The following is a 20,650-nucleotide window of genomic DNA, read 5'->3' on the forward strand; positions in this document are numbered from 1 at the left end:
GGCGACATCCGGGGTCGGGATCAAGGGTCGGGATCTGATGGCGTCTCAGCGGCGGATGCGGGTCATCTTCGGGTCGAACAGCGGCTCCTCGGCGACGGTCGCGGGAACCTTCTCGCCGAAGTACTCGATGTGCACCGCCGTCCCGGTCGCAAGCACCGGCAGCCAGGCGTACGCGACGCAGCGGCCCAGTGTGTAGCCGTACGACGCGCTCGTCACGTATCCGGCGGGGACGCCGTCGACGTGCACGGGCTCCTTGCCGAGGACCACGTGGGCGGGGTCGTCGAGGAGGAGGGGGGTGAGGCGGCGGCTCGATTCGGGGCGGTTCTCCAGCGCCTCCTGGCCGACGAAGCCGTCCTTGTCCATCCGGACCGCGAAGCCGACGCCCGCTTCGTAGGGGTCGTGCTCGTCGGTCATGTCGGTGCCCCAGGCCCGGTATCCCTTCTCCAGCCGCAGGGAGTTGAAGGCCGACCGCCCGGCCGCGATCACACCGAGGTCCCGGCCGGCCGCCCAGAGCGTGTCCCACAGGCGCAGCCCCAGGTCGGCGGTGGTGTACAGCTCCCAGCCGAGTTCGCCGACGTAGGACAAGCGCATCGCCGTCACCGGTACGTGTCCGACGTATGTCTCCTTCGCGCGGAAGTAGCCGAACCCCTCGTGCGAGAAGTCGTCGGGAGTCAGCGGCTGGACGAGGTCGCGGGCGAGCGGGCCCCAGACGCCGACGCAGCAGGTGCCGGAGGTGATGTCCGCGATCCGTACATCGTCCGGGGCATGCCGGATCAGCCAGTCGAGGTCGGCGGGGGAATTGGCGCCGATCTGGAAACGGTCGGCGGCCAGGCGGGCCACGGTGAGGTCGGAGCGGATGCCTCCGGTCTCGTCCAGGAGCAGCGTGTAGGTCACCGCGCCGGGCTTCTTGCGGAGGTTGTTGCTGGTCATGCGGTCGAGGAAGGCGAGCGCGCCGGGGCCGGTGACCTCCAGGCGGCGCAGGGGCGTCATGTCGTAGAGGGCGACCTTCTCGCGGGTCGCCTTCGCCTCCGCGGCCGCGACGGGCGACCAGTAGCGGGCCGACCAGGCGTCGCGCACGGGCGGCTCATCGGGGCCGAGCCCGTCGACGAGCGGCGCGTTCGCCTCGTACCAGTGCGGGCGCTCCCAGCCGCCGCCCTCCAGGAAGAACGCACCGAGCTGCTCCTGGCGGGCGTGGAAGGGGCTGACGCGCAGGGGACGTGGTTGCTCCATCGGCTGGAGCGGGTGCAGCACGTCGTACACCTCGACGAACTGCTGCGACCCGCGCGCGCGGACGTACGCCGGCGAGCGCTGCACCTCCTCGAAGCGGGTGAGGTCGCATTCGTGGACGTCGAGGGAGGGCCGTCCGTCGACCATCCACTCGGCGACGGCCTTGGCGACGCCGGCGGAGTGCGTCACCCAGACGGCCTCGGCCAGCCAGAAACCCCTGAGCTGCCGCGACTCACCCAGGACCGGCATGCCGTCCGGCGTGAACGAGAAGACCCCGTTGAAGCCGTCCTCGATGTCCGAGTCGCGCAGAGCCGGGAGCAGCCGGCGGCAGTCCTCCCAGCTCGGCGCCCAGTCCTCCTCCGTCAGGGGATATGAGGACGGCATGTCCATGCCCCGGGCACGCGCCTCGTCGTACGGTGGCACCGCGAACGGGTCGACCTGCAGCGGCCGGTGGGCGTAGGAGCCGATGCCGATGCGGTCGGTGTGCTCCCGGAAGTACAGGTCGCGGTCCTGAAAGCGAAGGATGGGCCGCGAGGCTTCCTCGGTGTGGTCGCCGAGTTCCGGCAGGGCCTTCGTCTTCACGTACTGGTGTGCCAGGGGTTGCAGGGGCACGTCGATACCGGCCATGCGTCCGATCACGGGGCCCCAGAAGCCGGCCGCGGAGACGACGTGGTCGGCGGGGAAGGTTCCCCGGTCGGTGACCACGGCAGTGACGTGACCGCTCTCCCGCTCGATGTTGGTGACCGTGTGGCGGTCCAGGAACCGGGCGCCTCGCTGCGTGGCCCGCTCCATCTGGGCGCGGGCCGCGAGGAGGGCGCGGGCCAGGCCGTCGTCCGGGGTGTGGAAGCCGCCGAGGACGATCGACTCGTCGAGCAGGGGCCAGAGTTCCTTGCAGCGGGCCGTGCCGACGATCTCGCCGCGGATGCCCCAGGCGGCGGCGTAGCCGGCTCGGCGGTGGAGGTCGGCGAGGCGCTCGGGCGTGGTGGCGAGTTCCAGACCGCCCACCTGGTTGAAGCAGGGCACGCCGTCGATGCGCAGCGAACCGAACTTGTGGACCGTGTACTTGGCGAACTCCGAGAGCGTCTTGGAGGGGCTGGTCTGGAAGACGAGTCCGGGCGCGTGCGAGGTGGAGCCGCCGGGGGCGGGCAGAGGACCCTGTTCGAGGACGGTGACGTCGGTCCAGCCGCGGGCGGTCAGCTCGTCGGCGAGGGAGCAGCCGACGATGCCGGCGCCGATGACGACGACTCGGGGGGTGGGGGAGGTGGTACGGGGACGGTTTTCAGGCGTGCTGGACATGCCCCTCCTTGCCGGGGTGGGGTGAACGCGCTCAGGAAGTGCCGAAGGTTCAGGGCGTGCAGGTGGGGCTGAGGAGGTGCTCTGGTAGACCGACGTCGAGGTGACCGGCGCAGCCGGTGGCGAGGATTCGGGCGGCGCTCACAGAACCACCACCGAGCGCAGCACCTCGCCCCGTTGCATCTTGCCGAAGGCCTGCTCCACCTGATCCAGCGCGATGGTCTCGGAGACGAACGCGTTGAGGTCGAGCAGCCCGTACAGGTACTGGTCGATCAGGTAGGGGAAGTCCCGGCTCGGCAGACAGTCCCCGTACCAGGACGACTTGATCGCGCCGCCCCGCGAGAACACGTCGATCAGCGGGAGGTCGACCTTCATCTCGGCGGAGGGGACGCCGACCTGCACCAGCAGGCCCGCGTGATCCCGCATGTAGAAGGCCTGCTCGAAGGTTTCCGGGCGGCCGACCGCGTCGATCGCGATGTCCACACCGAAACCGTCGGTGAGGGCCCGGACCGCCTCGACCGGGTCGGTGCCGCGGGAGTTGACGGTGTGTGTGGCACCGAACTTCTCCGCCTGGTCGAGCTTGCGGTCGTCGATGTCGACGGCGATCACCTTCATGGCACCGTTGAGGCAGGCCCCGGCGATCGCCGCGTTGCCTACGCCGCCGCAGCCGATGACGGCCACCGAGTCGCCGCGGCCCACGTTGCCGGTGTTGACCGCCGCGCCGTAGCCGGCCATCACGCCGCAGCCGATGAGACCGGCGGCCTCCGGGCGTGCGGCTGGATCGACCTTCACGGCCTGGCCCGCCGCCACCAGGGTCTTCTCGGCGAAGGCGCCGATCCCCAGGGCGTTGGCGAGCGGGGTGCCGTCGAGCAGCGTCATCGGCTGGACGGCGTTGCGCGAGTCGAAGCAGTACCAGGGGCGGCCCCTGCGACAGGAACGGCAACTCCCGCAGGGGGCGCGCCAGGCGAGCACCACGAAGTCGCCGGGCCGGAGGTCGCCGACCCCCTCGCCCACCGCCTCGATCGTCCCCGCCGCCTCGTGCCCCAGGAGGAACGGGAAGTCGTCCGTGATCGCACCCTCGCGGTAGTGCAGATCCGTGTGGCAGACCCCGCAGGCCTGGACGGAGACGAGGACCTCTCCCGGCCCGGGGTCGGGGACGACGATCGTCCGGACCTCGACGGGTGCGCCCTTCTCGACAGCGACTACGGCACGGACCTCATGGGGCACGACACCCTCCTCTGCTGTTGCGCAATGCACGATGTGTTGCGCGATGAGGAACATAGTGGGAACGCCACCGAGCGGCCGTCAAGAGGTGCGAGTTAACCCTTGGCAAAAGGAACGGGACCGGCGAAACGTGTCGGACACACGGCGGCGCGGGACCAGGGATCTCCTGGTTCCGCGCCGCCGTGGTGGGGTGGAACAGAGGTGTCCGAAGCGGGACATCGCGGTGCGGGCCCGCCCCGGCCCGCCCCGGGCCCGCCGGAGAACCGCTTGGGCGTCCGCCCTGTGGTCCCTCAGAAGCCGTAGCCCATCCGGCGCGACAACTCGGCGCCGGCCGCGACCGTCCGCTTCGCCAGCTCCGGCAGCCGGTCCGTGTTCAGCCGGTACACCGGTCCGGAGACGCTGATCGACGCGATCACCTTGCCATCGTGCGCCCTGATCGGCGCGGCCACGGCCGCGAGCCCCAGCTCCAGCTCCTCGACGGTGAGGCCGTATCCCTGCTCGACGACGGCCTCCAGCTCGGCGCGCAGCATGGACGCCCCGGTGATCGTGCGCTCGGTGAAGTGGGGGAGAGGGCGCGCGAGGAGACCTTCGCGCAGCGTGGGCGGCATATGGGCGAGGAGGACCTTGCCGCTGGACGTGGCATGAAGGGGGGTGCGTCTGCCGAGCCAGTTCTGCGCGGTCACCGAGGCGGTGCCGCGGGCCTGCATGATGTTCACGGCCGCGTCGTCGTCCAGCACGGCGATGTTGACCGTCTCGCCCAGCTCGTCGGCGAGTTCGCGGCAGACGGGGACGCCCTCCTGCGAGATGTCGAGCCGCACGGCGGCCGCGCCCGCCAGGCGCAGCACGCCGGCCCCCAGGTAGTACTTGCCCCGGTCCTTCGCCTGGGCGACGAGGCCTCGGTTCTCCAGGACGCCGAGCAGCCGGAAGGCGGTCGACTTGTGCACGTCCAGCTCGTCGGCGATCTCGGTGACGCCCGCCTCGCCGTGCCGGGCGAGGATCTCCAGCACGCTCACCGCCCGGTCCACCGACTGCACGGCGCTGGCCGAGCCCCTGCCGCTCTGCTTCTCCGTGGTCGGGTTCTTCTCTTCACTCGGGTCGGACTGCTTGTGCGTGGGGGTCATGGCTCAACTCTCACCACCTGTCGGCCCGGTTCGGGCCGCATCTGCGGGAAACCCTTGACGCGACGGTCGCCCCGCCCGGATTCTGTTGCGCATAGCGCGAACTCGTGCGCCGTGCGAAACATCATGTTACCGAAGCGTCCGGCGCCCGTAAGGGGCCGAACAACTCCGGCTGCCGACGGACGCGCCGACAGCCGAGCCGACGCCGGCCGGACCGGCCGAGCCCGGACCAACGAGGGTCCGGGACGACGGCGGTCCGCGTATCCCGAGAACTGCCGCGAACTCCTTGATCCGTCTGGACCGCAAGGTCCCGGACCCAGTGTCCAGGACCGAGAGGGGGGCCCATGATTCCCGTCTGCCGCCTCGAAGACCTCCCCGAGGGTGAGTCCGTCCGCATCGACACCACCCCGCCCATAGCCGTGTTCCACGCCGAGGACGGCCGGCTATACGCCATCGACGACACCTGCACCCACCAGGACGCCTCCCTCTCCGAGGGCTGGCTGGAGGGCTGCCTCGTCGAGTGCCCGCTGCACGCCGCCTCCTTTGATCTCCGTACCGGCGAACCGACCTGCCTCCCGGCTCGCCGCCCCGTCCGCACCCACCGCGTCACCGTCGACGACGGCATGGTCCACGTCCACCTGGTGGCGGAGGAGGGGACGGCGGCATGAACAAGCCCACGTCCAAGTCTGCGGCGCCGGTCCGGGAGCAGCGCGTTCCCGTCGCGGCCGACGCCCCACCGCCACCGCGGTCTCCCCAGCTCCGTCCCCAACTGTCCGAGCTGTCCGTCCCGCCCTGCCCGTCCGAGAGGAATCGCATCCCATGAGGACCGTGACCGTCGTCGGCGCCTCCCTCTCCGGCCTCTACGCGGCCCGCGAACTCCGCGCCCAGGGCTTCGACGGACGCCTGGTGATCATCGGTGAGGAGCCCCACGCCCCCTACGACCGCCCTCCCCTCTCCAAGGACTTCCTCACAGGCCGCGCCGACGAGGCCCAACTCGCCCTCACCGATGCCGAGGAGACCGACGGCCTCGACGCGGAGTGGCTTCTCGGCGTCCGCGCCCGGGGCCTCGACGCCCGTGGCCGCACGGTCCTCCTCGGCGACGGCCGTACGGTGGCCACCGACGGCGTGGTCATCGCCACCGGTGCCTCGGCCCGACGGCTCCCCGGTGACGGCCTCGCCGGGGTGCACACCCTGCGTACCCTCGACGACGCCCGGGGGCTGCGCGAGGACCTCGGCCGGGGCACCCGTCGGATCGTCGTCATCGGCGGCGGCTTCATCGGCGCCGAGACCGCGTCCTCCTGTGCAGCGCTCGGTCACTCCGTGACCGTCGTGGAAGCGGCCTCGCTTCCGCTCGAGCCCCAACTGGGCGCCGACATGGCCGCCGCGTGCGCCGCTCTGCACCGACGAGGAGGGGCGGACCTGATCACCGGCACCGGTGTGGCCGGCCTGCGCGGGACCGGCGTCGTCACCGGAGTGGAACTCTCCGACGGCCGCACCCTGCCCGCCGACATCGTGATCGTCGGCATCGGCGCAACGCCCAACACCGCTTGGCTGGCGGGCTCGACACTCGCGCTGCACGACGGCGTGCTGTGCGACGACGGCTGTGCCACGGCCCTTCCACAGGTCGTCGCCGTCGGCGATGTCGCCCGCGTGGGTGGCTCCCGCGCCGAGCACTGGACCTCGGCGACGGAGCAGCCACGCGTCGCCGTGGCCAACCTGCTTGCCGGCCGCACCACGCGGACCCTGCGATCGGTACCGTACTTCTGGTCCGACCAGTACGGCTCACGCATCCAGTTCGCGGGCCGGCGAGGGGACGGCGACACCGTCCGCATCGCTGAGGGAGAACTCACCGACGGCGCCCCCACCGACGGTGGCTTCCTCGCCCTCTACGAACGCGACGGCCGCACGACCGCCGTGCTCTCCGTCGACCGTCCACGCCCATTCATGCGGGTACGGCGCGAACTGGCGCGAGAGGAGGGACGGGTGAGGTCCGGGACGACGTGACCGACCGCCCACGCAGACGCCACGGACCGCGGCCGGTATGGCCGGTGTGGCAGGAGGGCTGAGCGGCGTGCCTCGGGAGACCGGTTCCAGGTCTCAGGAGTGGGACAGCTGCCCGGCGCCGCTCCGGCGACGTATCCGCTCCTGCGCGCGCTTGGCGGTCCGCTCCTGCCGACGTGTCCGGCGACGCTCGCGGCGCAATGCTCGCGCGGTGCTGCTCGGCGTCGACACGACACCGTTGCGCTGGTTCCACACCTGGCGGGTCACCCAGACGTCCAGCGCTCCCCAGGTGGCCACCACCGTGCTGACCACGCTGCTGATGACCATGGGGAACGCCAGCCAGGATCCGGCAAGCGTGCACAGGAGAGCGACCATGGCCTGCAGCAGTGTCACAGCGATGAACAGCACCGCCCGCACCGCCGACCTGCGCACCGGGTCCGGAAGCCGGCGCCGCCGGGCGGGCTCCTCCACCCACAACGGCCGGTACACGGCCCGTTCCTGCTCCGTGCGAGACGCGCCAACGTCCTTGGCCGCCTCAACCCGACCGGTGCTCCGGGCCGGGCCCTCGGCTGTGTCGCCGACGGCCGACGCGGCTGCCGGAAACTCACTTCGCCCCGTCGCCCTGCGCCCCTTCACCGGAATGTCACGATCCGGTGCCTCGGGCTCCCGCAACGCCGTACCGCGCGCAGCCATGCCGTCCTCGGGCGCATCGCGCCGCTCCGCCGTGCCCATCAACGTGTCACTCCCCACCGCCGGCAGACCGCTTGCCCCCGGCTCCAAGAACCGGCCCCTCAACGGCTGCCCGGCTTGCGCTCTTTTACGCCGCCCAGGTGCGGCATGCGGCTCCTGTGGCCGATTCCGCCCCCAATTCCCAATGAGTAGGACGACCGACCCGCCCCGAAGATTCCCGAACTGCGAAAAATTCTGGCCAACTCCTCGACGATGACGAGCGGATCCGACACCGCTCGGAAGACCTGGTTCCGGGAGGCAATCTCCCGCAATGGGCGGACAACTCCCCCTGCCCCCACGCTTATACGGACGTTCAGATTCCGGACGCCTCTTCGAGTTAACTGTGCGTCGGTAGTAGGCTCGCGCCGTTTGTTGACGCACATGCGTACCCCCTGCCGGTGGGGGTTCGAGCTGGGGGAGTCCATGCGCTTTCGCGGGAAGTCGATCCGCCGGAAGATCGTGGCGCTGCTGCTCGTGCCGCTGGTGTCCCTGACCGCCCTCTGGGGCTTCGCCACGGTGCTCACGGGCCGTGAGGCAAGCCGCCTGTTCACGGTGTCGCACGTCGTGGAGAAGGTCGGCTACCCCGTCGAGGACACTGTCCGAATCGCCCAGCAGGAACGCCGCCAGACCCTCGTCTACCTCGCCGACCCCCGCGCCTCCGACGCGTTGTCCGCTCTGCGCCGCACCCGGACCGCCACGGACAAGGCTCTCGCGGAGATCCGCACCAACGCCAAGGACCCTGACGTACGCGAGGTGCTGGACCAGGACGACAGTGAGGGCCTGACGGCGATCCTCGACGCCTTCGACGGCGTCGACTCCCTGCGCCGCAGCGTCGAAGAGGGGACCGTGACCCGCGCCCAGGCGCTGGATCTCTACAACCGTCTGATCGACCCCTGTTACATCCTGCTCGCCACACTGGACGTCGTCGACAGCGTGGAGATGGACAAGCAGTACCGGGCCCTGGTCAGCGTCGCCCGCGCCCGCGAGCTGCTCTCCCGGGAGGACGCCCTGCTCGGCTCCGCCCTGGTCGTGGGCCGGGTCACCCGCGACGAGATCCGTGACATCTCCGATCTCGAGGCCCAGCGCAACGTCGTCTACGACATCAGCCTCGCTCAACTGCCCGTCGCGGAGCGCGAACGCTACGAGCGCTTCTGGAAGAACGCCACCACCGCCCCCCTGCGCACGGCGGAACAGGCGGTCGTCTCCACACAGCCCGGCAAGATGCCCCGCGGGGTCACCGCCAGGACCTGGGACATCGCGGCCGCGAACGTCCTCGACGAACTCGGCAACCTCGACGAACAGGCCAACGACCGCTACCAGGACCGCGTTCGCCCCGTGGCGATCGAGGTGATCGTCAAGGCGGTCGTGGCCGGAGTCTTCGGTCTGATCGCCCTGCTCGTCTCCCTCGTCCTTTCCGTGCGCATCGGCCGCGGGCTCATCCGCGACCTGCGCCAACTGCGCCTGGAGGCCCACGAGGCGTCCGGGGTCCGGCTGCCCAGCGTCATGCGCCGCCTCTCCGCGGGCGAACAGATCGACGTCGAGACCGAGGCTCCGCGACTGGAGTACGACAAGAACGAGATCGGCGAGGTCGGCCAGGCCCTCAACACCCTCCAGCGCGCCGCGGTCGAGGCCGCCGTCCGACAGGCCGAGCTGCGCTCGGGCGTCTCCGAGGTCTTCGTCAACCTCGCCCGCCGCAGCCAGGTCCTGCTGCACAAGCAGCTCACCCTGCTCGACACCATGGAGCGCCGCACCGAGGACACCGAGGAACTCGCCGACCTCTTCCGCCTCGACCACCTCACCACCCGTATGCGACGGCACGCCGAGGGCCTGGTGATCCTCTCCGGCGCAGCCCCCTCGCGGCAGTGGCGCAAGCCCATCCAGCTGATGGACATCGTGCGCGCCGCCGTCGCCGAGGTGGAGGACTACGAGCGCATCGAGGTCCGGCGCCTCCCGCGCGTCGCCGTCACCGGACCCGCCGTCGCCGACCTCACGCACCTCGTGGCCGAACTCCTGGAGAACGCCACGGTCTTCTCCCCGCCGCACACCGCCGTCCAGGTCCTCGGTGACCGGGTCGCCAACGGCTTCACCCTGGAGATCCACGACCGTGGGCTCGGCATGGCGCCCGAGGCCCTCCTGGACGCCAACCTCCGGCTCGCCGAGACGCCGGAGTTCGAACTGTCCGACACCGACCGGCTGGGCCTGTTCGTGGTCAGCAGGCTCGCCCAGCGGCAGAACGTCCGCGTCTCCCTCCAGCCCTCCCCGTACGGCGGCACGACCGCGGTCATCTTCATCCCCGACGCGCTGCTCACCGACGACGTCCCCGACACGAACGGCATCGGCTTCCGCCTCGACCGTCCCCGGCCTCCGAAGGAGACCGAGCCCGGGAAGATCCGCAGGTCCGCGCCCGCCCAGACGCCGGTGCCGCTCCCCGGCCCGCCCGCGCTGCTGGACGGGCCGGTCGAGCTGGAGGCCCCGGTCGACCTCGACAGCTTCGGCGGCTTCGCCGCCCCGCTGGATGACGACAGCGGTGAGCGGGGCGGCCTGTTCCGTCCCAGCCGCTCCCTCACCCGTACGCAGGAGGGACCGGCGGCCCACCCCGTCGAGCCACGCCGCCGACTGTCCGACCTCCGGAGCGAACCGGACCGTCCCGCACAGGGCGACCCTGCCGATCCCGTGCCCCTGCCCGGCCGGCGGACGCCGAAGCTGGTCAGCTCGCACGGCCGTCCGGTCACCGACCAGCGGTCCCGTCGCCCGGAGGCGGGCGAGGAATCCCCGTCGTGGTCGGCCGGACGCCGCCCGGAGCAGGACGGCCCGGCCCCGCTGCCTTCCCGCCGCCGCGGCGCGACGCCCCAGATCCCACGGAGCACCGGCTCCACCGAGCACTCCGGCGACGGCACCGACCAGCCGTCGCAGCCACCCGCCCCGCCGAGCCGTGGCGGACGGTCCGCCGGTCCGGACGAGGAGACGGCCGACCTCACGCGCGACGCGCCCCACCACGCCGAGGAGCCGGCGCCGGGCACCCCTGAGGGCGCCACCGGCAGCCCCGGCAGCGCGCCTCATGACACCGGCTCCGGGACGGGCGCCCTGCCCCGCCGCGTACGGCAGGCGAACCTGGCCCCACAGCTGCGGCAGGGCCCCGAGCGACCCGCCGAGGAGCGCTCGGAACCCGCTGACCGGGACGCTGACGAGGTCCGCAGCCGCATGGCCTCCCTCCAGCGCGGCTGGCAGCGCGGCCGGGCGGAGAACACCGCGGACGACGATGCCCACGGCGGCACAGCACCACCACGAACGAACAAGGGGGACGGTCGATGACCGCACCGAAGACGACCGGCCACACCACGACCGACAACGGCCAACTGAACTGGCTCCTCGACGACCTCGTAGACCGCGTCGCCGGCATCCGCAAGGCCGTCGTGCTCTCCGGCGACGGCCTGGCTACCGGAGCGTCCCAGGACCTGACCCGGGAGGACAGCGAACACCTGGCGGCCGTCGCCTCCGGATTCCACAGTCTGGCCAAGGGCGTCGGCCGTCACTTCGAGGCCGGCAGCGTCCGCCAGACCGTCGTCGAGCTCGACGAGGCATTCCTGTTCGTCACCGCCGCCGGTGACGGCAGCTGCCTCGCCGTCCTCTCGGACGCCGACTCGGACGTCGGACTGGTGGCGTACGAGATGACGCTCCTGGTGAAGCGGGTCGGCGTACATCTGGGTACCGCCCCGCGCACCGATCTGCCCTCGGGCGGGTAGTGGGACGGTATGAGCACAGAGGGTCAGGGAAGCAGCCACTGGTTCGACGACGAGGCCGGACCGGTCGTCCGTCCGTACGCCATGACGCGCGGCCGCACCACCAGTGCGGTCCAGCACCGACTCGATCTGATCGCGGTCGTCGTGGCCGAGCCCCACGCCGACGACCCGGACGCGGACCTCGCGCTCTCCCCGGAACACGTCGACATCGTGGACCTGTGCCGGGACGCCCCCCAGTCGGTCGCCGAACTGGCCGCCGGACTCGACCTGCCCATCGGCGTGGTCCGGGTCCTCGTCGGGGATCTCGTGAACGCCGAATTTGTCCACGTGAACCGGCCCGTACCCCCGGCCGAACTGCCGGACGAGAGTATTCTGCGCGACGTGATCAACGGCCTCCGAGCGCTGTGAGCAGCGCGGAAGCGGGGTGAGGACGTGGCAGGCTGGCAGTTCTGGGTTGACCGGGGCGGCACCTTCACGGACATCGTGGCGCGCCGCCCCGACGGCCGGCTGCTGACGCACAAGCTGCTGTCCGACAACCCGGCGCGGTACGCGGACGCGGCCGTCGCCGGCGTCCGCGCCCTGCTCGGCGACGCGCGGGAACCCGTCGAGGTCGTGCGCATGGGCACCACGGTCGCCACCAACGCCCTCCTGGAGCGCAAGGGCGAGCGCACCCTCCTCGTCATCACCCGCGGCTTCCGCGACGCCCTGCGCATCGCCTATCAGAACCGCCCCCACATCTTCGCCCGTCGCATCGACCTGCCGGAACTCCTCTACGACCGGGTCGTGGAGGTCGACGAACGCATCGCGGCCGACGGCACCGTCCTGCGCGCCCCCGACCTCGACGCCCTCGCGGAGCCGCTGCGACGGGCCTACGACGACGGGGTACGGGCCGTCGCCGTGGTCTGCCTGCACAGCCACCGCCACCCCGCCCACGAACAGGCCGTGGGACGACTCGCCGCCCGCATCGGCTTCCCGCAGATCTCGCTGTCCAGCGAGGTCAGCCCGCTCATGAAGCTCGTCCCGCGCGGGGACACCGCCGTCGTGGACGCCTACCTCTCGCCGGTGCTGCGCCGCTATGTCCGCCACATCGCCGACGAACTGCGCGATGTGCGGCTGATGTTCATGCAGTCCAACGGCGGACTCGCCGAGGGGAGCCAGTTCCGGGGCAAGGACGCCGTCCTCTCCGGGCCCGCGGGCGGCATCGTGGGCATGGCCCGCATGTCCCAGCTCGCCGGCTTCGACCGCGTCATCGGCTTCGACATGGGCGGCACCTCCACCGACGTCTCCCACTTCGCCGGAGCGTACGAACGCGTATTCACCACGCAGATCGCGGGCGTGCGCCTGCGCGCACCCATGCTCGACATCCACACCGTCGCCGCGGGCGGCGGCTCCGTCCTGCACTTCGACGGTTCCCGCTATCGCGTGGGGCCCGATTCGGCCGGCGCGGACCCGGGTCCCGCCTCCTACCGCGGCGGCGGCCCGCTCGCCGTCACCGACGCCAATGTGATGCTCGGCCGCATCCAGCCCGCCCACTTCCCCCAGGTGTTCGGCCCCGAAGGCGACCAGCCCCTCGACGACGCACTCGTCCGCGACCGCTTCACCGCCCTCGCGCGCGAGATCCGTGAGACGACCGGCGACGAGCGCACACCCGAGCAGGTCGCCGAGGGATTCCTCCAGATCGCCGTCGCCAACATCGCCAACGCCGTGAAGCGGATCTCCGTGCAGAAGGGCCACGACGTCACCCGCTACGCCCTCACCACCTTCGGCGGCGCCGGCGGTCAGCACGCGTGCATGGTCGCCGACTCCCTCGGTATCCGCACCGTGCTCGTGCCGCCCATGGCCGGGGTCCTGTCCGCGCTCGGCATCGGCCTCGCCGACACCACGGCCATGCGCGAACAGTCCGTCGAAGCACCGCTGGGGGCCGCCTCCCTGCCCGGGATCCTCAAGACGGCCGACGACCTGGAGGCGGCGGCCCGCGCCGAACTCCGCGCCGAGGACGTCCCCGACGACCGCGTCCAGGTCGCGCGCCGCGCCCAGCTCCGCTACGACGGCACCGACACCACCCTCACCGTCGAGCTGACCGATCCCGCCACCATGCGGGACGCCTTCGAAGAACGTCATCGCGCCACGTACTCCTTCGCGCTCGACCGACCGATCGTCGTCGAAGCACTCTCCGTCGAATGCACCGGCGTCACGGAACCCCCCGATCTCTCCGCCCTCGCCCCGTACGAAGGCCGCACCGCCGCACCCCGCACCGTTCGCCTCCACACCGGCGGCACCTGGCGCGACGTACCCCTCCATCGCCGCGAGGACCTGCCTCCCGGCCAGACCGTCACCGGCCCGGCGATCATCACCGAGACCAGCGCGACGACCGTCGTCGACGAGGGCTGGCGAGCCGCGACGACCCACGACGGGCATCTGCTCATGGAACGCGCGGCGATTACACAGAGTTCCGAACTCGACACAAAGGCAGACCCCGTCCTCCTCGAGGTCTTCAACAACCTCTTCATGTCCATCGCCGAACAGATGGGCGCCCGCCTGGAGTCGACAGCCCAGTCGGTCAACATCAAGGAGCGGCTCGACTTCTCCTGCGCGCTCTTCGACCCCGACGGAAACCTGGTGGCCAACGCCCCGCACATCCCCGTCCACCTGGGATCCATGGGAACCAGCGTCAAGGAGGTCATCAGCCGCCGCGGCCCCGCCATGCGCCCCGGCGACACCTACGCGGTCAACGATCCGTACCACGGCGGCACCCATCTGCCCGACGTCACCGTGATCACGCCGGTCTTCGACATGGGAAGCGGCAGCACCACGGAGAGTGACCCGCGGATCCTCTTCTACGTCGCCTCTCGCGGCCATCACGCCGAGATCGGCGGCATCGCCCCGGGCTCGATGCCGGCCGACAGCCGCACCATCGACGAAGAGGGTGTCCTCTTCGACAACTGGCTGCTCGCCGAGAACGGCCGCCTCCGCGAGGACGACACCCTCCGCCTGCTCACCGAGGCGCCGTACCCGTCCCGCAATCCCGCGACCAACCTCGCCGACCTCCGCGCCCAGATCGCCGCCAACCAGAAGGGCGTCGACGAAGTCGCCCGCATGATCGAGAACTTCGGGCTCGATGTCGTACAGGCGTACATGCGGCACGTGCAGGACAACGCCGAGGAGGCCGTGCGCCGCGTCATCGACGCCCTCGACGGCGGTGAGTACGCCTACGAGACCGACGCCGGCGCCCTCATCCGGGTACGGGTGCGTGTGGACCGCGAGCACCGCTCCGCGACCGTCGACTTCACGGGCACGTCAGCGCAGCAGGCGAGCAACTTCAACGCCCCCTACGCCGTCGTCAACGCGGCCGTCCTGTACGTCTTCCGCACTCTGGTCGCCGACGACATCCCCCTCAACGACGGCTGCCTGCGTCCCCTCAGGATCATCGTCCCGCACGGCTCGCTACTGGCTCCGGAACCGCCCGCCGCCGTGGTCGCCGGCAACGTCGAGACCTCCCAGGCGATCACGGGCGCCCTCTACGCCGCCCTCGGCGTCCAGGCCGAAGGCTCCGGCACGATGAACAACGTCACCTTCGGCAACGCGCGGCACCAGTACTACGAGACCCTCGCCTCCGGATCCGGCGCGGGCGACGGTTTCCCCGGCGCGAGCGTCGTCCAGACCCACATGACCAACTCCCGCCTGACCGACCCCGAGGTCCTGGAGTGGCGGCTTCCCGTGCGGCTCGACGAGTTCGCCGTCCGGCACGGCAGCGGCGGCGCCGGAAAGTGGCGCGGCGGGAACGGCGCCGTACGCCGCATCCGGTTCCTGGAGCCCATGACCGTCTCCACCCTCTCCCAGCACCGCCGTGTCCCTCCGTACGGCATGGCGGGTGGTGCCCCCGGAGCACTGGGCGCCAACCGCGTGGAACGCGCCGACGGCACCGTCGTCGAACTCGGCGGCAGCGGCTCCGTGGACGTCGGCCCCGGCGACGTCCTCGTCATCGAGACCCCCGGCGGCGGAGGCTACGGCCCACCGCCCCACGACCCCATCGAGCAGGAGAAGTAACCGATGATCTTCGGGCGTTCTGAGCGCGGCAAGCCCCCGGTCGAGCCCGTCACGCTCAAGATCCTGGTGGCAGGCGGATTCGGCGTGGGCAAGACCACCCTTGTCGGCGCAGTCAGCGAGATCAGGCCGCTGCGCACCGAGGAGTTCCTCACCGAGGCGGGCCGGCCGGTCGACGACACCACGGGCGTCGAGCGCAAGCACACCACCACCGTCGCCATGGACTTCGGGCGCATCACCCTGCGCGAGGACCTGGTGCTGTACCTGTTCGGCACGCCCGGCCAGGAACGGTTCTGGTTCATGTGGGACGAGCTCTCAGAAGGCGCGCTCGGCGCCATCGTGCTCGCCGACACCCGCAGACTGGAGGACTGCTTCGCCGCGGTCGACTACTTCGAGCGCCGCTCCATCCCCTTCCTCATCGGCGTCAACTGTTTCGAGGGCTCGGCCCGTTACCCCGTCGGGGACGTACGCCGCGCCCTCGACCTCGACGACGCCGTACCGGTGCTGCTGTGCGACGCCCGCGACCGGAGTTCGGTGAAGGACGTGCTGGTCGGTGTCGTCCAGCACGCGATGGACCACGACGCCGACCGCCGACAGACCGTCACCACCTGAGGCGCCCGCACGGCCCGTACCCCCGCCGACCGGGGTACGGGCCGCGGCTCGTGGAGACGCACGCGCGTGTGCCGGCCCCGGGCTACCCCTCGCCGTCCTCCAGCCACCCGAAGCTCTTCTCCACGGCCCTGCGCCAGTTGCCGTACTCGCGGTCCCGGACCGACGCCTCCATCGCCGGCGTCCACTCGACGTCCTTCTGCCAGTGCGTCTTCAGTTCGTCGAGGTCGTTCCAGACACCGGTGGCCAGCCCGGCCGCGTACGCCGCGCCCAGGCAGGTCGTCTCGGAGACCCGGGGCCGGATCACGGGCACCCCGAGCACGTCCGCCTGGTGCTGCATGAGCAGGTTGTTCTTCGTCATGCCGCCGTCCACCTTCAAGGTGGTGATCCGCACCCCGGAGTCCTGGTACATCGCGTCGACGACCTCACGCGTCTGCCAGCTCGTCGCCTCCAGCACCGCGCGCGCGAGATGTGCCTTCGTGACGTACCGGGTGAGCCCGGTGACGACTCCGCGCGCGTCGGCGCGCCAGTAGGGAGCGAACAGGCCGGAGAACGCGGGCACGATGTACGCGCCGCCGTTGTCGTCGACGCTCGCCGCCAGGGTCTCGATCTCGTCCGCGGTGCGGATGATGCCGAGCTGGTCGCGGAACCACTGGACGAGCGCGCCCGTTATGGCGATCGAACCCTCCAGGCAGTAGACCGGCGCCTCCCCGCCGATCTTGTATCCCATCGTCGTCAGCAGCCCGTTCTTCGACGGCACCGGCCGGTTGCCGGTGTTGAGCAGCAGGAAGCTGCCCGTTCCGTACGTGTTCTTCGCCGTCCCCACGTCGTAGCAGGCCTGCCCGAACACCGCCGCCTGCTGATCGCCCAGCGCCGAGGCGACGGGTACGCCGGAGAGCTGGCCGACCGCCGTGCCGTAGACCTCGGCGGAGGACCTGATCTCCGGCAGGACCGCCTCGGGCACGTTCATCGCGGCGAGGATGGACGCGTCCCACTGGAGTGTCTCCAGGTTCATCAGCATGGTGCGCCCGGCGTTCGTCACATCCGTCACGTGCCGGCCGCCGTCGACGCCGCCGGTGAGATTCCAGATGAGCCAGGAGTCGATCGTGCCGAAGGCGATCTCGCCGCGCTCGGCGCGGTCCCTGAGACCGGGCACGTTGTCGAGCAGCCAGGCCGCCTTGGGGCCGGAGAAGTAGCTCGCCAGCGGCAGCCCGGTCTGCTCGCGGAAGCGGTCCTGTCCGTCGGTGCCGCCCAGTTCGTTGCAGAGCGCGGTGGTCCGGGTGTCCTGCCACACGACCGCGTTGTGCACGGGTTTGCCCGTGGCCCGGTCCCACAGCACGGTCGTCTCACGCTGGTTGGTGATGCCGAGCGCGCTGATCCGGTCCGCGCGCAGGCCGGCTTTGGCGATCGCCCCGGCGACGACCGCCTGCACCTTGGACCAGATCTCGGTCGCGTCGTGTTCCACCCAGCCGGGCCTGGGGAAGATCTGGCGGTGCTCCCGCTGGTCGACGGCGACGACGGCGCCGTTCCGGTCGAAGATGATGCAGCGGCTGGAGGTGGTGCCCTGGTCGATCGCGGCGACGTACTTCTCGGCGTTGTCCGTCATGGCTACCCCTTGGGCTGGGTTCAGAAGGCGACGTTGTAGAGGAGGCCCGCGAGCACTCCGCCGATCAGCGGACCGACTACGGGGATCCAGGCGTAGCCCCAGTCGGAGGTGCCCTTGTTCGGGATGGGCAGGAACGTGTGCACGATGCGCGGACCGAGGTCGCGTGCCGGGTTGATGGCGTAGCCGGTCGGTCCGCCGAGCGAGAGGCCGATCCCGACGACGAGCAGGGACACGATCAGCACGAGGGTGCCGGACTCGCCGAGCCCCTTCGTCAGGCCGAAGGCGAGAATCGGCAGGACGAGCGCGATCGTCGCGATGATCTCGGTGATCAGGTTGGCGACCGGATTCCGGATCTCGGGGATGGTCGAGAAGATGCCGAGGGTCGGCGTCGGTTCCTCGGCCGTTCCCTCCGTGGTGCCGGTCTGCCGTACGTTCGCCTGGAACTGGGCCAGATAGACCAGGTAGGCGAGAACGGCGCCGATCACCGCGCCGACCATCTGGCCGAGCAGATAGACCCAGACCTTGCCCCATGCGCCCGTGTCGACCGCGATCCCGAGGGTGACGGCCGGATTGAGGTGCCCGCCGGACAGCGGCGCCGCGGTGTAGGCCCCCGCCAGCACACCGAACCCCCAGCCGAAGGCGATTACGACCCATCCCGAGGCCCGCGCCTTGGAGTATCTGAGCGTGACGGCGGCGCAGACGCCCGCGCCGAACAGGATGAGAATGGCGGTACCGATGGTCTCGCCGACGAATATGTCTCCGTTGCTCATGGCGGCTCCTAGGCCCGGCCCGGGTGATGGTCCCCGGCGCTCCGTGCAGGGTGCGGTTCCCGTGGCCGCTTCAGCCAGGGCAGGGGGTCCCGCGCCCCGCCCGGCGTCCGTGACGAGCGTGCCGTCGAAGCCGAATCGCCCTTGGAGGAAGGGGCCATGAGGGCATGGAGCCCTTGTGGCGCAACGCCTGGATACGCCGAGAATGTACGGCGATGTCGGCTGACAACGGGAAGTGTTCACCGGCGTCCAGGGAGCGTCAAGGAGGCCGACGGCAACGGTTGGGGAGCGCGGGTACGACCCGTCCACGCGGCGGCCGGTATCCCGCCGGACGCTGCGCGCGTGACGTCATGGGAGCCCGCCACCGCCGTGTGAGGAGCGCGGGAGGCTCTCCACGGCGGCCTCTCAGGCCCTTGGCGAGATTACTGGCCCGGACCAACGTCCGACGCGCCCCGACGCTCTGGTGTGCCCCTCGGGGAAGGCCAGGAGCCCCGCTGAGGCTCGCCCGCCGGCTGCCTCGCGGACCTCTCCGCCGCCCCGAAGGGGCATCAGACAGCCCCTGGTTCGACTCCTACGGCTTCCCCGACCGAGCCCGACCCCGGCCCCGCCGTCACGACCGGCGACGTCCCTCGCCGGATCTCGTGCCCCGGCAGTCCCGCGCGCCCCAGCACCCAACTGGCCCCGCGCAGCGCCTTCGCGGCCTTCTTCAGCGGCGCCAGACAGGCCGCCGCCTGACGGTGATCCGTCACACTGCCCGGCACACACACGACCGTGGCCAGCGACAGCGTGACCGGAAGCCCACCCGCCGACCATGGGGCGTCCAGCACCGAGGCGGCCATCGGAGCCAGGCCCTCCGGATCGGCCAGGACCAGGAAGTCGTCCCCGCCGATGGCTCCCACGCGCGTGTTGCCGGATGCCGCGCACTGAAGCGCCCGCCCCACCGCGCGGATCAACTCGTCGCCCGCGGCGAACCCGGCGGCGTCGTTGACCTGTTTGAAGTGGTCGACGTCCAGCCAGCTCAGGGCGAAGGACCGGCCGTCCGCGATCCGCCGGTCCACCTCGCCGGTGATCGCGTCCGAACCCGGCAGCCGCGTCAGCGGATTGAGCCCCGCCGCCTCCTCGACCCGGGACTCGGCCAGCGCCCGCACGAGGTCGGCCAGACGGACGACGCCCACACACCGCCCGTAGCGGTCGACGACGGCGACGTCGTCGGAGGTGCGGTCCCGGTCGCCGTCCGCGACCACGTCCAGGACCTCCCACGCCGTCGCGTCGATGCCGACCGTCCGGGGCGGATCACCGAGCTTGGCCGCGGGCCGGTCGGCGTACAGGGCGTGTCCGTAGCGTGCCGACATCGACAGCAGGAAGCGCGAGCGGTGCAGCGAGCGGACGGGCACTCCCGTGCGGTCCACGAGCAGCACCCCGGACACGTCGGGCGAGCCGGTCAGCAGCGCCCGCACGTGACCGGCGGAAGCGGTTGCGGGCAGGAGCGCCGCCGGCCGTACGAACTCCCGCACCGACGGGCCCGAACGGGGCGCCGAGGTGCCGTCGACGGCGCGCGGAGGCAGGTACACGTCCGCTGCGGGCAGCCGGGCCGGAGGCGCGAACAGCTCACCCTGGGCGAGCTGCGCACCGGCCGACAGGGCTGTCGCGCACTGCAACTCGGTCTCCACCCCCTCGATGCCCAGCAACGCCCCCAGCTCGTCGCACAGCGTCCGCATCGCCCGCACCGCGGCCGGCCGGGTCAGCAGAGACGCGTCGAGTTTCACCAGGTCGGGCGCGATGTACGTCAGCAGCCGCAGCGGAAGGTCCCCGTCGCCGACGCCGTCCGCGCTGATCCGGAAGCCCTGCTCCCGCAGTCCGGCCAGCGCCTCCAGGAGCGCGGGCTGGGGCACGTGCGTGTACGGCGGCACGACGTCCAGTGTCACCTCCCACGGCAGTCGGCCCGCCTCGCGCACCGCGTCGTACAACGGGGAGAGCCCGCCGAGATCGGCCAGAGTGCCGGTGAACACGTTCACATGCAGGGGCAACAGCGTCTCCCTGCGCGCCGCGGACCGGATCGCCAACACGGCGACCTGGCCGTCGAGTTCGGGGTCCCGCCGAGCCTGGGCCAGGATGTCGCCGCTCTCCGGGCGGGCGAGTATCTCCAGCCCCGCCACCGCTCCGGTGGCCAGGTTGACCACCGGCTGGAAGGCGAAGCGGAGGGTATCCGTCCAGGAGCGCACGGGAGCATGATGGCGTTCCCGACGTCTGCCCAGGCCCAGTTCATGAGACGTTCATGCAGGCTTCCGAGCT

The 20,650-nt window shown here is 71.3% G+C and carries 13 protein-coding genes and 1 pseudogene; 7 read left to right on the top strand and 7 right to left on the bottom strand.

The window, feature by feature from the left end:
- Nucleotides 1-45 precede the first annotated feature (45 nt).
- From ACFWJX_RS34890 to ACFWJX_RS34900, 3 genes are all read right to left on the bottom strand, one after another.
- Nucleotides 46-2,523, bottom strand: a complete 2,478-nt coding sequence (locus ACFWJX_RS34890) for an FAD-dependent oxidoreductase (protein ID WP_383250334.1) — start codon at nucleotides 2,521-2,523, stop codon at nucleotides 46-48.
- A 138-nt stretch (nucleotides 2,524-2,661) separates the two neighbouring features.
- Nucleotides 2,662-3,747 (bottom strand): S-(hydroxymethyl)mycothiol dehydrogenase, encoded by a 1,086-nt coding sequence (locus ACFWJX_RS34895; protein WP_383250335.1) that lies wholly within the window; start codon nucleotides 3,745-3,747, stop codon nucleotides 2,662-2,664.
- 287 nt (nucleotides 3,748-4,034) lie between these two features.
- The gene (locus tag ACFWJX_RS34900; RefSeq protein ID WP_383250336.1) at nucleotides 4,035-4,865 is read right to left on the bottom strand and encodes an IclR family transcriptional regulator; all 831 of its coding nucleotides are present in this window, start codon (nucleotides 4,863-4,865) and stop codon (nucleotides 4,035-4,037) included.
- A gap of 341 nt (nucleotides 4,866-5,206) precedes the next feature.
- Between ACFWJX_RS34900 and ACFWJX_RS34905 the strand changes: the two genes are divergently transcribed.
- Nucleotides 5,207-5,530, top strand: a complete 324-nt coding sequence (locus ACFWJX_RS34905) for a bifunctional 3-phenylpropionate/cinnamic acid dioxygenase ferredoxin subunit (RefSeq protein WP_383250337.1) — start codon at nucleotides 5,207-5,209, stop codon at nucleotides 5,528-5,530.
- Between the two features lie 151 nt (nucleotides 5,531-5,681).
- The gene (locus ACFWJX_RS34910; RefSeq protein WP_383250338.1) at nucleotides 5,682-6,866 is read left to right on the top strand and encodes an NAD(P)/FAD-dependent oxidoreductase; all 1,185 of its coding nucleotides are present in this window, start codon (nucleotides 5,682-5,684) and stop codon (nucleotides 6,864-6,866) included.
- A 93-nt stretch (nucleotides 6,867-6,959) separates the two neighbouring features.
- On the opposite strand, the gene ACFWJX_RS34915 is transcribed toward ACFWJX_RS34910, so the two are convergent.
- On the bottom strand, nucleotides 6,960-7,595 hold the full coding sequence (locus ACFWJX_RS34915; protein ID WP_383250339.1) for a hypothetical protein: 636 nt from the start codon (nucleotides 7,593-7,595) through the stop codon (nucleotides 6,960-6,962).
- A 420-nt stretch (nucleotides 7,596-8,015) separates the two neighbouring features.
- Here ACFWJX_RS34915 and ACFWJX_RS34920 point away from each other — a divergent pair, with 420 nt between their 5' ends.
- The 5 genes and pseudogenes from ACFWJX_RS34920 to ACFWJX_RS34940 all read left to right on the top strand — a co-directional run bounded on the left by ACFWJX_RS34920 (nucleotide 8,016) and on the right by ACFWJX_RS34940 (nucleotide 15,988).
- Complete coding sequence (locus tag ACFWJX_RS34920) at nucleotides 8,016-10,904, top strand: nitrate- and nitrite sensing domain-containing protein (protein WP_383250340.1); 2,889 nt, start codon at nucleotides 8,016-8,018, stop codon at nucleotides 10,902-10,904.
- On the top strand, nucleotides 10,901-11,335 hold the full coding sequence (locus ACFWJX_RS34925) for a roadblock/LC7 domain-containing protein (protein WP_383250341.1): 435 nt from the start codon (nucleotides 10,901-10,903) through the stop codon (nucleotides 11,333-11,335). Before ACFWJX_RS34920 ends, ACFWJX_RS34925 begins: the two co-directional genes overlap by 4 nt.
- 9 nt (nucleotides 11,336-11,344) lie before the next feature.
- Nucleotides 11,345-11,740, top strand: a complete 396-nt coding sequence (locus ACFWJX_RS34930) for a DUF742 domain-containing protein (protein WP_383250342.1) — start codon at nucleotides 11,345-11,347, stop codon at nucleotides 11,738-11,740.
- A 24-nt stretch (nucleotides 11,741-11,764) separates the two neighbouring features.
- Nucleotides 11,765-15,402 (top strand): annotated as a pseudogene (locus tag ACFWJX_RS34935) (hydantoinase B/oxoprolinase family protein).
- Nucleotides 15,383-15,988, top strand: coding sequence for an ATP/GTP-binding protein (locus ACFWJX_RS34940; RefSeq protein ID WP_383250343.1), 606 nt, complete (start codon nucleotides 15,383-15,385; stop codon nucleotides 15,986-15,988). Before ACFWJX_RS34935 ends, ACFWJX_RS34940 begins: the two are co-directional and overlap by 20 nt.
- A gap of 82 nt (nucleotides 15,989-16,070) precedes the next feature.
- On the opposite strand, the gene glpK is transcribed toward ACFWJX_RS34940, so the two are convergent.
- The 3 genes from glpK to ACFWJX_RS34955 all read right to left on the bottom strand — a co-directional run bounded on the left by glpK (nucleotide 16,071) and on the right by ACFWJX_RS34955 (nucleotide 20,580).
- Nucleotides 16,071-17,591 (bottom strand): glycerol kinase GlpK, encoded by a 1,521-nt coding sequence (glpK, locus tag ACFWJX_RS34945; RefSeq protein WP_383250344.1) that lies wholly within the window; start codon nucleotides 17,589-17,591, stop codon nucleotides 16,071-16,073.
- Between the two features lie 20 nt (nucleotides 17,592-17,611).
- Complete coding sequence (locus tag ACFWJX_RS34950) at nucleotides 17,612-18,361, bottom strand: MIP/aquaporin family protein (protein WP_383250345.1); 750 nt, start codon at nucleotides 18,359-18,361, stop codon at nucleotides 17,612-17,614.
- 545 nt (nucleotides 18,362-18,906) lie between these two features.
- Nucleotides 18,907-20,580, bottom strand: a complete 1,674-nt coding sequence (locus ACFWJX_RS34955; protein WP_383250346.1) for an EAL domain-containing protein — start codon at nucleotides 20,578-20,580, stop codon at nucleotides 18,907-18,909.
- Nucleotides 20,581-20,650: the final 70 nt, after the last annotated feature.

Origin of the sequence: Streptomyces sp. NPDC058335 (assembly GCF_042723915.1) — a bacterium.
Lineage (GTDB): Bacteria > Actinomycetota > Actinomycetes > Streptomycetales > Streptomycetaceae > Streptomyces.

What these genes read in the sequence shown, in the direction of transcription:
- ACFWJX_RS34920 (WP_383250340.1), top strand. Translation starts at nt 8,016, where the DNA reads ATGCGCTTTCGCGGGAAGTCGATCCGCCGGAAGATCGTGGCGCTGCTG.
- ACFWJX_RS34915 (WP_383250339.1), bottom strand. Translation starts at nt 7,595, where the DNA reads ATGGGCACGGCGGAGCGGCGCGATGCGCCCGAGGACGGCATGGCTGCG.
- glpK (WP_383250344.1), bottom strand. Translation starts at nt 17,591, where the DNA reads ATGACGGACAACGCCGAGAAGTACGTCGCCGCGATCGACCAGGGCACC.
- ACFWJX_RS34910 (WP_383250338.1), top strand. Translation starts at nt 5,682, where the DNA reads ATGAGGACCGTGACCGTCGTCGGCGCCTCCCTCTCCGGCCTCTACGCG.
- ACFWJX_RS34925 (WP_383250341.1), top strand. Translation starts at nt 10,901, where the DNA reads ATGACCGCACCGAAGACGACCGGCCACACCACGACCGACAACGGCCAA.
- ACFWJX_RS34905 (WP_383250337.1), top strand. Translation starts at nt 5,207, where the DNA reads ATGATTCCCGTCTGCCGCCTCGAAGACCTCCCCGAGGGTGAGTCCGTC.
- ACFWJX_RS34890 (WP_383250334.1), bottom strand. Translation starts at nt 2,523, where the DNA reads ATGTCCAGCACGCCTGAAAACCGTCCCCGTACCACCTCCCCCACCCCC.
- ACFWJX_RS34900 (WP_383250336.1), bottom strand. Translation starts at nt 4,865, where the DNA reads ATGACCCCCACGCACAAGCAGTCCGACCCGAGTGAAGAGAAGAACCCG.
- ACFWJX_RS34950 (WP_383250345.1), bottom strand. Translation starts at nt 18,361, where the DNA reads ATGAGCAACGGAGACATATTCGTCGGCGAGACCATCGGTACCGCCATT.
- ACFWJX_RS34930 (WP_383250342.1), top strand. Translation starts at nt 11,345, where the DNA reads ATGAGCACAGAGGGTCAGGGAAGCAGCCACTGGTTCGACGACGAGGCC.
- ACFWJX_RS34940 (WP_383250343.1), top strand. Translation starts at nt 15,383, where the DNA reads ATGATCTTCGGGCGTTCTGAGCGCGGCAAGCCCCCGGTCGAGCCCGTC.